The organism is Ciceribacter sichuanensis (assembly GCF_024055605.1).
Classification (GTDB): domain Bacteria; phylum Pseudomonadota; class Alphaproteobacteria; order Rhizobiales; family Rhizobiaceae; genus Allorhizobium; species Allorhizobium sichuanense.
The window spans coordinates 325531-339380 of sequence record NZ_JAMXLX010000002.1; the positions used below are offsets into that span (position 1 = coordinate 325531).

Annotated in this window: 10 protein-coding genes; all 10 read right to left on the minus strand. The window is 60.8% G+C overall.

The genetic code is table 11. The features are described 5' to 3' along the window. Window positions 1-11: 11 nt before the first annotated feature. Window positions 12-2171 carry an NAD-dependent DNA ligase LigA gene (gene ligA, locus NBH21_RS07955; protein WP_250916011.1) on the minus strand — a complete coding sequence of 720 codons (2160 nt, stop codon included), beginning with the start codon at window positions 2169-2171 and terminating at the stop codon, window positions 12-14. A gap of 64 nt (window positions 2172-2235) precedes the next feature. Beyond that, window positions 2236-3054 (minus strand): endonuclease/exonuclease/phosphatase family protein, encoded by an 819-nt coding sequence (locus NBH21_RS07960; protein WP_250916010.1) that lies wholly within the window; start codon window positions 3052-3054, stop codon window positions 2236-2238. A 118-nt stretch (window positions 3055-3172) separates the two neighbouring features. Next, window positions 3173-4621, minus strand: coding sequence for a phospholipase D-like domain-containing protein (locus NBH21_RS07965; protein WP_250916009.1), 1449 nt, complete (start codon window positions 4619-4621; stop codon window positions 3173-3175). A 71-nt stretch (window positions 4622-4692) separates the two neighbouring features. Beyond that, complete coding sequence (gene recN, locus NBH21_RS07970) at window positions 4693-6366, minus strand: DNA repair protein RecN (RefSeq protein ID WP_250916008.1); 1674 nt, start codon at window positions 6364-6366, stop codon at window positions 4693-4695. A gap of 31 nt (window positions 6367-6397) precedes the next feature. Beyond that, on the minus strand, window positions 6398-7207 hold the full coding sequence (locus tag NBH21_RS07975; RefSeq protein WP_425340400.1) for an outer membrane protein assembly factor BamD: 810 nt from the start codon (window positions 7205-7207) through the stop codon (window positions 6398-6400). Between the two features lie 327 nt (window positions 7208-7534). After that, on the minus strand, window positions 7535-8488 hold the full coding sequence (gene lpxC, locus NBH21_RS07980) for a UDP-3-O-acyl-N-acetylglucosamine deacetylase (protein WP_250916006.1): 954 nt from the start codon (window positions 8486-8488) through the stop codon (window positions 7535-7537). A 268-nt stretch (window positions 8489-8756) separates the two neighbouring features. Then, a complete protein-coding gene (ftsZ, locus tag NBH21_RS07985; protein ID WP_250916005.1) occupies window positions 8757-10508 on the minus strand; it encodes a cell division protein FtsZ in 1752 nt (583 codons plus the stop codon). Window positions 10509-10609: 101 nt separating this feature from the next. Then, entirely contained in the window at window positions 10610-11941 is a 1332-nt protein-coding gene (gene ftsA / locus NBH21_RS07990; RefSeq protein ID WP_250916004.1) for a cell division protein FtsA, read from the minus strand. Then, window positions 11938-12870, minus strand: coding sequence for a cell division protein FtsQ/DivIB (locus NBH21_RS07995; protein WP_280925019.1), 933 nt, complete (start codon window positions 12868-12870; stop codon window positions 11938-11940). Before NBH21_RS07995 ends, ftsA begins: the two co-directional genes overlap by 4 nt. Next, window positions 12858-13784, minus strand: coding sequence for a D-alanine--D-alanine ligase (locus NBH21_RS08000; protein ID WP_099058267.1), 927 nt, complete (start codon window positions 13782-13784; stop codon window positions 12858-12860). Before NBH21_RS08000 ends, NBH21_RS07995 begins: the two co-directional genes overlap by 13 nt. Window positions 13785-13850 lie beyond the last annotated feature (66 nt).

Here is a 13850-nt window from a genome sequence, read left to right on the forward strand (position 1 = left end):
GAATCAGCATTTCAACCACTGATGAAGGCCAGCCACTCGTCCTCGTCCATAACGGTTACGCCCAGTTCGCGGGCCTTGTCGAGCTTGGAGCCAGCACCGGGTCCGGCAACGACATAATCCGTTTTCTTCGATACCGAGCCGGCTACCTTTGCCCCCAGAACTTCGGCTCTAGCCTTGGCCTCGTCACGGGTGAACTTTTCGAGAGACCCCGTGAAGACCACGGTCTTTCCGGCAACCGGACTGCCGCTCGTCGTCGGCGCTTCCGCATCGAGCGGCGTCACCTCCTGAAGAAGCCGTTCCACCACCGCCATGTTGCGCGGTTCCTTGAAGAACTCGACAATAGAGGCAGCAACGACTTCGCCGATACCGTCGATGGCATTAAGTTCGTTCCACGCATCGCCGTGCATAGGTGCGGCGGCTTTCATCCCCTCGGCAAAAGCCGAATAAGACCCGTAGGAGCGGGCGAGAAGTTTGGCGGTGGTCTCGCCGACATGGCGGATTCCGAGCGCAAAGATCAGCCGGTGCAGCGCGATCTGCCGGCGCGCATCGATTGCGTCGAACAGCTTGCGGACACTGACGCGACCGAAGCCCTCGATATTCTCGAGCTTCATAAGCGGCGAGGCTTCCTGCCTGCGCTGCAAGGTGAAGATGTCAGGTGCCGTGCGGATCTGGATCGCCGGGTCCTCGCTCTCGAAGAAGAAATCGACCTGCTTCGTTCCCAGCCCTTCGATGTCGAAGGCATTGCGCGAGACGAAATGCTTGATGTGCTCCTTGGCCTGCGCCGAACAGACGAAACCGCCGGTGCAACGGGTGACCGAATCGAGCTTACCCGTCTTCTCGTTCAGTTCACGCACCGCGTGACTGCCGCAAACCGGGCAAGTCTTCGGGAACGCGTAAGGCACTGCCCCTTCCGGTCGCTTCTCCGGCACGATGTCGAGAACCTGCGGGATCACGTCACCGGCGCGCTGGACGATGACCGTGTCGCCGATGCGAATATCGTGATCGTCAGGACGGATGCGCTCACCGGAATTGCCGATACCCTTGATATAATCCTCGTTGTGCAACGTGGCATTGGTGACGACCACACCGCCGACCGTGATCGGCTCCAGCCGCGCAACCGGCGTCAGCGCACCCGTACGCCCGACCTGGATCTCGATGTTTTCAACCGTGGTGAAGGCCTGCTCGGCCGGGAACTTGTGCGCCGTCGCCCAGCGGGGCGAGCGCGAGCGGAAGCCCAGCCGTTCCTGCAGGTCGAGCCGGTCGACCTTGTAGACGACACCGTCGATATCGTAGTCGAGATCGGCGCGCATCAGGCCGATCTCCCGGTAATGCGCCAGAACTTCCTCGGTCGAATGCAGGCGCTTCATCAGCGGATTGACCGGAAAACCCCACTCGCGGAACACCTCGACCATGCCGAACTGCGTATCCGCCGGCATCGCCGACATGTCGCCCCAGGCATAGGCAAAAAATTTCAGGTTGCGGCTCGCAGTCACCTTCGGATCGAGCTGGCGAAGGGAGCCGGATGCGGTATTGCGTGGATTGACGTAGGTCTGCTTTCCCTCGGCCTCCATCTGCGCGTTGAGCGCGAGGAAATCGCTCTTGGCCATATAGACCTCACCGCGCACCTCGACGACGTCGGGCGCGCCCGGCGGCAGCTGGCGCGGAATGTCCTTGATGGTAAGGATGTTGGCGGTGACGTTCTCACCCGTGGTACCATCGCCGCGCGTCGCAGCGGTCGTCAGCCGGCCGGCCTCGTAACGGATCGACATGGAGAGACCGTCGATCTTCGGTTCGGCCGTGAATGCAATGGAATTGTCCGGCAGCCGGCCAAGGAAGCGATAGACGGAGGCAACGAAGTCCGCGACATCCTCATCGGAAAAGGTGTTGTCGAGCGACAGCATCGGCCGTGCGTGGACGATCGGCGCGAATGTGGCGAGCGGAGCAGCACCCACCCGGCGTGACGGGCTGTCGGCACGCACGAGCGCCGGAAAGCGAGCCTCTATGGCATCGTTGCGCCTCTTCAGCGCATCATAGTCGGCGTCGGAAATCTCCGGCTGGTCCTTGCCGTGATACAGCGCATCGTGCTTTGCGATCTCGGCGGCAAGCCGCGCAAGCTCGTTAGCTGCCTGCTCCTCGTTCAGATCAGCGACTGCGATGATATCCTCTGCCATGGCTATGCTCCGAATTTAAGAGCCTCCGGTATTAACCGAAATCGACAGAATGGAAAGCGGGCACTCACCCTGCTGAGCGAAGCCCCTCTCCGAACTCCAGCCTCGCCGTCAAAGGCAGGTGGTCGGAGGCAATACGCGCAAGCGGCGTATCGTGAACCGCAAGCTCCGCGATGAGACCGGCACGGTTCGCCATGATCCTGTCGAGGGAGAGCATCGGCAGGCGGGCGGGGAAACTCGGGATAGGCGGAGGCAACGGGCCGAACACCGATTCGAGCCGCGTAAGCGCTGAACCCGGCCCGAGACGCCATTCGTTGAAATCCCCCATCAGTAGCGTCGGCCGCTCTTCCCGCGCCCCAATGATGTCGAGAATGACATCCGCCTGCTGCTTTCGCGCCCAGCGCAAAAGGCCGAGATGGGCTGCGATAACCCGAAGCCCCTCGCCCCGGGCAAGATCGATCTCGGCGACGAGCGCACCGCGCGGCTCAAGGCCCGGAAGCGCCACCTGATGGACGTCCCGCACCATACCCTCCTTGAACAACAGCACATTGCCGCGCCAGCCATGCGATTTCGGCTTGGCGAGTACCGGAACCGGCATCAGGCCGGTCTCCAGCCTGAGCCGCGGCAGATCGAGTAGCCCGGACTTTTCCCCGAAACGCTGGTCTGCCTCCTGCAGCGCGATCACATCTGGATCGATCTCGGAGATCACCTCAATGATACGTTCGGGATTGAAACGTCCATCGATACCAACGCATTTGTGGACATTGTAGGAGGCGACCACCAGCGATCCATCGCGTTGATCGAAAGGCCGGATCATGGACCGGTTGCGGCGATTCTTGATCGACGCGAGCATTGTCCTGGCGAGGTTGCCGTTGGTCTTCGTCATCGCGTTTCCATGCCAGTTGTAGAAGCATTTGTCTGAGTCGCAACGTACTGCGCCGCAGCAGAAATTTCATGGCAAACGCCGCATCCGCCGACGATTTTGCGGATATCATCGGCACCTGTCATAGATAGGGCGATCCCAGCCAGAAAATACGGTTGAGGAAGCGAACGGCGAAAGGCTGGGCCTGCAAGGCATCGAAGGACAGCGTCTCCGCATCGTCGAGTGCTGCATCGATCCGCGCATCGATCGCAGCCGCGAAATCCCGGTCGAAAACCTCCATGTCGATCTCGAAATTCAACCGCAGGGAGCGGGAATCGAAATTGGAAGAACCGACGAACGACCACTGCCCATCGACCGTCAGAAGCTTCGAATGGTCGAACGGCCCCTGCGCACTGTAGATGCGGCAACCTTCTTTCAGGATCTGCGCGAACTGTGATGTCATCGCGTGACTGACGATCGCGAGATTGTTCTGCGAGGGCACGACGATCTCGACCACCACACCGCGCCGCGCCGCCGTGAACAGGGCGGCAAGCAGAATGTTGTCCGGCAGGAAATAAGGCGACATGATCCGGATGGACTTTTCCGCCACCGAAAACGCGCCCATCAGGATCTTGTGATTCGTTTCGATATTGCTGTCCGGACCGGAAACGATGGCTCGCGCAAAGGCCGGCCCACCCTGTACCCCGTCATCCACCGCCACCTGCCAGGCGATCCCCGTCAGTACCTCGCCAGTCTCGAAATGCAGGTCTTCCGCCGCAACCGCGAAGATATCGGCAACAACAGGTCCCGTGACCCTGAAATGCGTATCGCGCGCAGCATGGTCCCCTTCAAAAGCAGCGCGTATATTCATGCCGCCCATGAAGGCGACCTTGCCATCGACCACCACGATCTTGCGGTGCGTGCGCAGGTTGGCATAGGGCAGTCGCATGCCGACGATGACCTTGCCATTGAAGGAAGCGGCGGGAACGCCGCGATCCTTCAGATAACCGATAATGCTCGGTACGCTGTATCGGGCGCCGACGGCATCGACGAGAACCCGGACCTCCACGCCGCGTCCGATGGCTGCTGCAAGGCAATCCGCAACGCGTTTCCCCGTCGGATCACGGTCGAAAATATAGGTTTCGAGAATCACGCTGCGCTCGGCGGCATCGATCGCCGCGCAGATCGCTGCGTAGGTCTCGGTGCCTGTATGCAGGATCTCGATGCGGTTGCCGGAGAGAAGCGCATGATGGCCAACCGTATCACCGAGTGATTTCAGCGCCGCCATGCGGCTGCCGAACTCCTTGGCGATCGCCTCGCGCGGCACACCATATTCCGAGAGCCGCTTCCACAGTTCCTCGAAACGCCTGCTGCGCCGGGAGATCAGGGATTTGCGGCGCACGCGATTGATACCCGCGACGGCATAGATCAGGGCACCGATCAACGGCGAGAGAACGATAATGCCGACCCAGCCGATCGCCGAGCGGACATCCCGTTTAGTCATCGCCGCGTGCACGGCTGCTACCGTTCCCATCACGATGGAGAGAACGGCAAGGATTTCAGCCCAGTAGGTTGCAAAAAGGCCTGTCATCGTGCCCCGAAGGAAACAGGTTTCGCCCCTAAAAGCAATCCGCGCCCCGGCAAAGACCGCGTTGAGAGCCGTCAGCCCTCGCCGGCCAGAAGCTTGGCGGCAGCTGCTCTTGCCTCATCGGTGATCGAGGCACCCGCCAGCATGCGGGCAATCTCTTCCCGCCGCCGCTCCGGCTCCATCGTCGCGACCCTTGTGGCGATCTTGTCGCCCGCTTCGCCGGAAGGTCCCTTGGAGATCAGCAGATGGGTCGCCGCACGGGCGGCAACCTGCGGCGCATGCGTGACCGACAACACCTGCACCTTGATCGAAAGCCGCTTCAGCCGCTGACCGATGGCATCGGCAACCGCGCCGCCGACACCCGTATCGATTTCGTCGAAGACCAGCGTCGGAGCCGACCCGCGATCGGCCAGAGCAACCTTCAGCGCCAGCAGGAAACGGGAAAGTTCGCCACCCGAGGCAACCTTCATGATCGGTCCCGGCCGCGTTCCGGGGTTGGTCTGGACATGGAACTCGACGGTATCGATCCCTTCGGCCGTGGCCGTCTGGGGGTCGACCCTAACTTCCACCATAAACCGGGCGCGCTCGAGCTTCAGGGCCGGCAACTCCGCCATCACCGCATCGGAGAGCGCCGAAGCGGCATTGCTGCGTTTTCCGGACAAGGTAGAGGCAAGCTGGTCATAATGCGCTCTGGCCACCTGCACGGCCTTTTCCAGCTCGCCCAGACGTTCCTCGCCTGCATCGAGTTCGGCAAGGTCACCCACCATCTTTTCCGCCAGGGCCGGCAGATCGGCAACGGAAACCGAGTACTTGCGACCGGCGGCCCTCAACGCAAACAGGCGCTCCTCGACCCGCTCCAGTTCGTTGGGGTCGAACTCGGTACGCCGGAGCGCCGCCTCGACCTCCATCTGTGCGTTGGAAAGGTGATCCAGCGCCGTATCGAGCAGTTGAACTGTCTCTTCCAGCAAGCCCGGCGCCTCATGGCTTTTACGCTCCAGCCGCCGAACCATCGACGCAATCAGAGGAACGGGCGAAGCATGACCGTTCAGGAATTCGGAGGCTTCTGCAATGTCGCTGGCGATGCGCTCGGACTTCTGCATGACCGTGCGGCGTTCAGCGAGCGCATCTTCCTCTCCGTCAGTGGGAGCGAGCTTTTCCAGTTCCTCGACAGAAGCCCGGAGATAGTCGGCCTCACGCGCGGCCGCCTCAACACGCGCCCTGTGCGTCTTCAGCACACGGTCCGCCTCGCGCCAGCGGCGATAGGCATCACCGACGGTAACCACTTCATCGGTGAGACCGGCAAAGGCGTCGAGCAGCATCCGGTGCGCGTCGGTATCGACCAGCGCCCGGTCGTCATGCTGCCCGTGGATTTCGACGAGCAGTTGCCCTGCCTGCCGCATGAGCTGCACGGATACCGGCTGATCGTTGATATAGGCTCGGGTGCGTCCGTCGGACGACTGGATGCGCCTGAAGATGAGATCGCCGTCATCGTCGACGCCATTGCCACGTAGCAGCGTACGGGCCGGATGATCCCCGCCGATATCGAAGACCGCCGTGACTTGGCCCTTCTCCTCGCCGTGACGCACGAGCGAGCCATCGCCGCGCCCACCAAGCGCAAGCGAAAGGCTGTCGAGCAGGATGGACTTGCCGGCGCCGGTCTCGCCGGTCAGCACCGAGAGCCCGGCCTCGAAGGCAAGATCAAGCCGCTCGATCAGAACGATATCGCGGATCGACAACTGGACGAGCATGGCTGCCTCATCTCACCTGAATGGCGGTATATCAGCTCCCGAGCAGGAGCTTCTTGCCGGCGCGGGAAATCCACGAACCCGCGTTTTCACGCGGTTCCAGACCGTTGCTCTGCAAGAGCTTGTAGGAATCGGCGTACCACTGGCTGTCCGGATAGTTGTGGCCGAGAATGGCCGCAGCAGTCTGCGCTTCCTGCACGACGCCCATTGCGTAATAAGCTTCGACGAGGCGCGCCAGCGCTTCCTCGATCTGGTTCGTGTTCGGATACTTCTCGACGACAGTGCGGAAACGGGAAATCGAAGCAAGGTATTCCTTGCGCTCGAGATAGTAACGACCGACCTGCATCTCCTTGCCGGCCAACTGGTCACGCGCGAAGCGGATCTTGGACTGCGCGTCGTCGACATATTCCGAATCGGGATACTGATCGACGACCTTCTGCATGGCCTCGATGGTCTTCAGCGAATTCTTCTGGTCCTGCGTGACGTTGGAAATCTGCTTCCAGTAGGCAAGACCAACAAGATACTGCGCGTAGGCCGCGTCGTCGGACTTCGGATAAAGGTTCAGATAACGGGTGCCGCTGGTGATCGCATCGGGATAACGGCCCAGACGGTATTTCACGAAGGTGCTCATCACCAGCGACTTGCGCGCCGGTTCGGAGAACGGATGCTGCGCATCTACGGCATCGAACTTGCGCGACGCCTCGGCCATGTTGCCTGCCTTCATGTTGGCAAGGCCCTGGTTGTAGAGGGTTTCCGGCGGATCCGTGTCGACGCCGAGCTTGGTGATATCAATATCGGGATCGGACTGGCAGGCAGCGAGCATCGCGCCGGATACCGTCATCATCACAAAAACGCTGGCAATACGTGCGGCTTTCTTCACAACGACCGACCTTACTTGATTCATTCGACAGATCCCGATTGCAGCGCCGTTTGAAAAGCCGTCGCTTTCAAATGGCGTTTCTAGCCACAAAAGCGGCATGAGAGCAACGCAATGATATCGATTTAACGCATTTTTGTGGCGATCCGTAAGGAAAACCCGGAATTGGTCCGTAACCTTCTGTCTGTTTAAATAGCAACCGCCGGTAACGACTTGTCCCGCTCCAGGGAAGAAGCGGGACAATGGAGGTAAGCACTATGAAAATCGAAGGAAAAGCGCCTTTCAGGCCATCCCTCAAGCGAACCAGGGAGCAAATTCCGGAACGTTGACCGCGACGAATTCACGCGCCCTCGCCTGCTGGCTGCGGGCCGGAGCCTCGACAACTTCATAAGCGTCGCGATTCTCCAGAAGAGCCTTCAGTGCATTGGCGTTGAGCTTGTGGCCGCCACGATAGGAGCGATAGCAACCGATAAACTGGGCGCCTGCGAGCGCAAGGTCGCCAACGGCATCCAGCGTCTTATGACGAACGAATTCATCCGTGTAGCGAAGGCCCTCGACGTTGATGACGGTGTTGTCGTCGGAGATGACAACCGAATTCTCCAGCGACGAGCCCAGAGCGAAGCCTGCAGCCCAGAGACGCTCGACATCACGCATGAAGCCGAAGGTACGGGCACGCGACAATTCGGTCTTGAATGTTGCTGCCGTCAGGTCGCCCTGCCAACTCTGCCGACCGATCAGCGGCGAGTCGAAATCGATCTCAACCTCGAATCGCGTACCGTCATAGGGACGGAACTCCGCCCAGGAAGCGCCTGCTTCAATACGAACAGGCTTGGTAACCCGGATATAACGGCGCTTGACGCCGAGATTGGTGATACCGACCTGCTCGATCGCCTCAATGAAGACTTCGGAGCTGCCGTCCATGATCGGCATTTCAGCACCGTCGACCTCGATCAGAAGATTGTCGAGACCGAGTGCATAAATGGCCGCCATGACATGTTCTATGGTCGCAACGGAACGCGTCGGCGATGTGCCGAGCACCGTGCAGAGATCGGTATTGCCGACCTGCGAGGAAACCGCCTTGTATTCGACCTGCGTACCGTCTTCGAACGTCCGCACGAAGACGATGCCGGTGCCGGCCTCAGCCGGCTGAAGATTGATCGTCACAGACCGCCCGGAATGCACACCGATGCCGGTCAGGCTGAGCGGTGCTGCGATGGTCGTCTGAAATCCGAGCAATGCGATTGCCATGAATACTGCCTCTGTCTGTCAGCCGGTCACAGCGTTGTCGTGATCCGGCCTGCCATTCCCCGGGCAAGCGGCCTTCCGGCGCTCCCTGCCCTCGTCTTGATCCTTTCATACGGCGGCCCTATCCACATTCCAAATCACTGTTCGTTTCCGATTGTTACGATCCAACGACTTTGAAAACAAAAGACAATTCAGAGAGGCCTGCATTAGCCCGGAACAAAGAAAGCCCGGACTTTCGTCCGGGCTTTCAAGACACTCTGTAAGGCTAGCCTTAATTCGACTGGCGACGCAGGAAGGCCGGAATTTCCAGCTCGTCGTCACCGCCATGGGCGGAGCGAGCAGCCGGCATCTGACGACCCTGGTCGTCGAGCTGTCCGCGACGCGGCGCATAGAGGCTGGCCTCGGCCGAAAGCGGGCGACGCTGGGCAGCGGGTGCGGCCGGGGCATGTACCGGGGCTTCGGCAGCAGCCTGTTCACCTTCCTGGTGACCTACCAGCGAATTCGTGATTCGCTTCAGCAGGCCCATCGGACCCCGCTCGTCATGGGCGGCAGGAGCTGCGCGCTGGTCCAGTTCGGCACGGACGACCGGCGAGAAGTCATCGACCTTCGGCATGCGAACCTGCTCGACCGTCTGGCGCGCGACCGGAGCAACCGGCTCGTGACGAACCGGAGTGGCAGCCATCGGCTGCGGAGCCGGAGCGGTCATCGGAGCAGCCGGACGGCTCATGGCCGGAGCGGGCATCGGTTCTGCCATGCGCGAAGCCGGTGCCTGTTCAGCAACCGGAGTTGCGAACAGGCGGCTTGCCGGACGGAATTCCGGTTCGGCAACCTGCTGCTGCACCGGAGCGGCGACAGCCTGGCGGGCAACTGCGATTTCGAGTTCACGCTCCATTTCGGCTTCAGCCGAGCGGATGGTTTCGGCGACCGGGTCAATAACGGTCTTGGGTGCCTGCGCCATTGCAGGCTGATATGCGGCCGGAGCCGAAGCAACGGCCGCGGAAGGACGCATAATGGGCTTCGACAGCGGAGCGGCTTCAAAACCCTTGGAGGCGAGAGCCGCGCGGTCGATACCGGTGGCGACCACGGATACGCGGATGATGCCTTCAAGCGATTCGTCGAAGGTTGCGCCGAGGATGATGTTGGCGTCCGGATCGACTTCTTCGCGGATACGGGTTGCAGCTTCGTCGACTTCGAACAGCGTCAGGTCGCGACCGCCGGTGATGGAGATCAGGAGGCCCTGAGCGCCCTTCATCGAGGTTTCGTCGAGCAGCGGGTTGGCAATCGCGGCTTCGGCAGCCTGCATTGCTCGGCCCTGGCCGGAAGCTTCGCCGGTACCCATCATTGCACGACCCATTTCGCGCATGACCGAGCGGACGTCGGCGAAGTCGAGGTTGATGAGACCTTCCTTCACCATCAGGTCGGTAATGCAGGCAACGCCGGAGTAGAGCACCTGGTCGGCCATCGCGAATGCGTCGGCGAAAGTGGTCTTGTCGTTGGCGATGCGGAAGAGGTTCTGGTTCGGAATGACGATGAGCGTGTCGACCGACTTCTGAAGCTCTTCTATGCCGGATTCGGCGAGACGCATGCGGCGACCGCCTTCGAAGTGGAACGGCTTGGTAACCACGCCAACCGTCAGGATGCCCTTGTTGCGGGCGGCCTGTGCGACGACCGGAGCTGCACCGGTGCCCGTGCCGCCGCCCATGCCGGCGGTGACGAAGCACATGTGCGTACCGTTCAGGTGATCGATAATTTCATCGATGCACTCTTCAGCGGCAGCGCGACCGACTTCCGGCTGGGAGCCGGCACCGAGGCCTTCCGTGACATTCACACCGAGCTGGATGATGCGCTCGGCCTTCGTCATCGTCAGTGCCTGGGCATCCGTGTTGGCGACGACAAAATCGACGCCCTGGAGACCAGCGGTGATCATGTTGTTGACGGCGTTGCCGCCACCGCCACCGACACCGAACACGGTGATCCGGGGCTTCAGCTCGGTAATGTCAGGCTTCTGCAGCTTGATGGTCATGGTACCAGTTCCTTCTCTTTCCGGCCGCATCGCCACGCCGGCCATGTCATTTCAACTCTTTCACCCGTCGCCCCGGCCCTGCGGAAATCGACGGGCTGAACTCAAAAACTTTCCTTCAGCCACTGGCCCATACGGGCGATCCGGCTGTTGCCGTTACCGAACGGCGAGAACAGTCCTGCCTGCCCGGCATGGGTTTCCTGGTCAGCAACTTGCGGATAAATCATCAATCCGACAGCGGTCGAAAAAGCGGGACCCTTGGCCGCGGCCGGGAGGCCGGCGACACCCATCGGGCGCCCGATTCGCACATTGCGGGCAAGGATGCGGCGCGCAGCTTCAGGAAGACCCGTCAGCTGGCTTGCGCCACCTGTCAAAACGACTCGCTTGCCGACAACCGGCGAGAACCCCGACTTCTGAATCCGATCGCGAAGGAGTTCAAGTGTCTCTTCGATCCGAGCAAGAATAATCCGCGTCAGGAGAGCCTTCGGCACCTGGGTCGGCTGGTCGCGATCATCCTCGCCGATCGGCGGAATGGAGATCACGTCACGATCGTCAGCACCGTTCGCAAGAGCCGAGCCATGCACGACCTTGAGGCGTTCGGCATCCTCGATCCGGGTCGAAAGGCCGCGAGCGACGTCGGTCGTAACGTGGTGACCGCCGAGCGCGATGGCATCGGTATGGATCAGCTTGCCTTCCGCAAAGACCGAGATCGTCGTCATGCCGCCACCCATGTCGATAGCAGCGCAGCCGAGTTCGACTTCATCATCGACCAGTGCGGCCAGACCGCTCGCATACGGGGTCGCCACGACGCCTTCGACACTCAGGTGAGCGCGATTGATACACAGCTCGAGGTTCCGGAGCGCAGCGCGTTCGGCCGTCACCACATGCATTTCGGCACCGAGAATATCGCCATACATGCCGAGCGGATCACGGATGCCGCGTTCGCCATCCAGCGAGAAGCCGGTAGGCAACGAGTGCAGGACGGCGCGATCGGAACCCTGCGACTGCTGTCCGGCAGCCACGAGAATCTTGCGCAGATCACCCGATTCGACTTCCTGGCCACCGAGATCGATGGTCGCGGTATAGACGTCCGAACCGATACGGCCCGCAGAAACATTGACGATCAGACTGTCGACGGTGAGGCCGGCCATACGCTCGGCGGCATCGACCGCGAGACGGACGACGTTCTCGACCGCATCCAGATCGGCGATCACACCGGACTTCACACCCCGCGAGCGCTGGTGACCGATGCCGATGACTTCTACGTTATGCGTGCGACCCGGCAGCACGGTGCTTTCCTTGCGCGGCGTCAGCCGGCCGATCATGCAGACGACCTTGCTGGAACCGATATCCAACACCGAGACCACATGGCTGCGCTTCGAGGAAAGCGGCTTGATGCGCGGGAGACCAAAGTGGGAGCTTCCGAACAGGCTCATATACTCTGCCCCGCCTTCTTGAGTGCTTTACGACGCTCTTCAACAGCCACCAGTCGACGCTCCTGCGCTTCCGGCGTCAACTGGATCGCGGTGCGGTCAGACAGGCGAAGATCCACAGCTGCAATATCGCGGGAAAGGAGTTGCTGATCGGCATCCAGACGCGAGAGCCGACCGAGCGCATCACCGATACCATCCTCGGGAAGCTTCACAACCACGCCGTTGTCCAGATGGATATCCCAACGACGACCGGCGACCCGGACATAAGCCTTAATCCGCGAAGCGATTTCGGGGAATTTCGCAAATTCCGTCTCGACATCCGAAGCCGCAGTTTCGGCATCGCGCCCGACGAAGAGCGGCAGGCTTGCAAACTTGTTGTCCCGCAGTGGAGCAATAACGCTACCGGACTTCTCGATCAGGGAAAGTTCCGTGCCATGCTGCCAGATGCCGTAAGCCTTCCGTTCCCGCAGAACCACCTCAACGGTCGCCGGATAGATCTTTCGAACCTCCGCCGATTCGACCCAGGGAAGATCACTCAGCGCCTGACGCGCAGCCGTGATGTCGAGGCCGAGAAGACTGGTGGACCCATCAAGCCCGAGAAGCTGAAGAATGTCGATTTCGGAAGTCTGCTCGTTACCGGTGACCTTGACATCTTCGATCGCGAAACCGGCAAACGAGGTCAGCGCGTGACTGACCGCCGGCCCATGCCCGCCAATGACGATCCCATAAACCGCGATTGCGGAATAGAACCCGACAAAGGATACCTTACCGGCATGCGCGGGGATCGCGATGCGCCCGGAGCAAAGGCTGACGATGAAGCGCACGACACGCCGCAGCGGACGCGGCAGAACCACACCCTCCGCGGAAGCCGCAGAGGCGGATGCGCCGTACGCCGCAAAGCCCCCTGATCTATCGCCCCTCACCGCAAACAAGACGCATCCTCCACCATCCAACTGACAAATTCACCAAAGCCCATACCCATATGGGCAGCCATTTCAGGCACCAGCGAGGTTGGCGTCATTCCGGGCTGGGTATTGATCTCCAGCCAGATGAGCTCACCATCTTCGGACAAACGATCATCGAAACGAAAATCCGAACGACTGACCCCTCGACACCCGATTGCTTGATGCGCCTTAACTGCCAATGATTGTATTTTTTGGTAAATTTTCGGTGAAATTTCTGCAGGAAGTACGTGCCGCGAACCGCCGGCGACATATTTTGAATCATAGTCGTAGAAGCTGTGCCCCTGCGGCACGATTTCCGTGACACCGAGCGCCTTGCCGCCCATGACGCCGCAGGTAAGCTCGCGACCGGCAACGTAATGCTCCACCATGACCCGGTCGCCATAACGCCACTCGCTCGACAGGAGCGACTGCGGCGGATGCGCCATGTCCTCGCGAACGATGACGACGCCGAAGCTGGAGCCTTCGCGAACCGGCTTCACCACATAGGGCGGAGCGATGGGATGCTCCGTCCCGATATCGAAACGCATCATCACCTTCGCCTCGGCAACCGGAATACCGGCATTGGCCGCAACGATCTTGGCCTGCGCCTTGTCCATGGCAAGCGCGGACGCCAGCACGCCGGAATGCGTATAGGGAATCTGCAGGTATTCGAGAACGCCCTGAATGGTGCCGTCTTCACCGAAGGGGCCATGCAGCGCATTGAAGGCGACATCCGGGCGAAGATCGGCAAGCACCTGCCCGATATCGCGATCAACGTCGACGCGAGTGACGCGATAACCGACAGATTCGAGAGCCTCCGCACAGGCAGCCCCGGAAGAAAGGCTAACTGGCCTCTCCGAGGAAAGACCACCCATCAGGACGGCTACATGCTTGCCACTCATCAACGCCCCCGCAGGAAAAAATGAAACATACTGATCGACTTGGAGCCGGAAGCGGACTCAGTTGAT

Bases quoted from the DNA above. Each gene is read 5' to 3' on its own strand.
- ligA (WP_250916011.1), bottom strand. From the start codon at position 2,171: ATGGCAGAGGATATCATCGCAGTCGCTGATCTGAACGAGGAGCAGGCA.
- NBH21_RS07960 (WP_250916010.1), bottom strand. From the start codon at position 3,054: ATGACGAAGACCAACGGCAACCTCGCCAGGACAATGCTCGCGTCGATC.
- NBH21_RS07965 (WP_250916009.1), bottom strand. From the start codon at position 4,621: ATGACAGGCCTTTTTGCAACCTACTGGGCTGAAATCCTTGCCGTTCTC.
- recN (WP_250916008.1), bottom strand. From the start codon at position 6,366: ATGCTCGTCCAGTTGTCGATCCGCGATATCGTTCTGATCGAGCGGCTT.
- NBH21_RS07975 (WP_425340400.1), bottom strand. From the start codon at position 7,207: ATGATGACGGTATCCGGCGCGATGCTCGCTGCCTGCCAGTCCGATCCC.
- lpxC (WP_250916006.1), bottom strand. From the start codon at position 8,488: ATGGCAATCGCATTGCTCGGATTTCAGACGACCATCGCAGCACCGCTC.
- ftsZ (WP_250916005.1), bottom strand. From the start codon at position 10,508: ATGACCATCAAGCTGCAGAAGCCTGACATTACCGAGCTGAAGCCCCGG.
- ftsA (WP_250916004.1), bottom strand. From the start codon at position 11,941: ATGAGCCTGTTCGGAAGCTCCCACTTTGGTCTCCCGCGCATCAAGCCG.
- NBH21_RS08000 (WP_099058267.1), bottom strand. From the start codon at position 13,784: ATGAGTGGCAAGCATGTAGCCGTCCTGATGGGTGGTCTTTCCTCGGAG.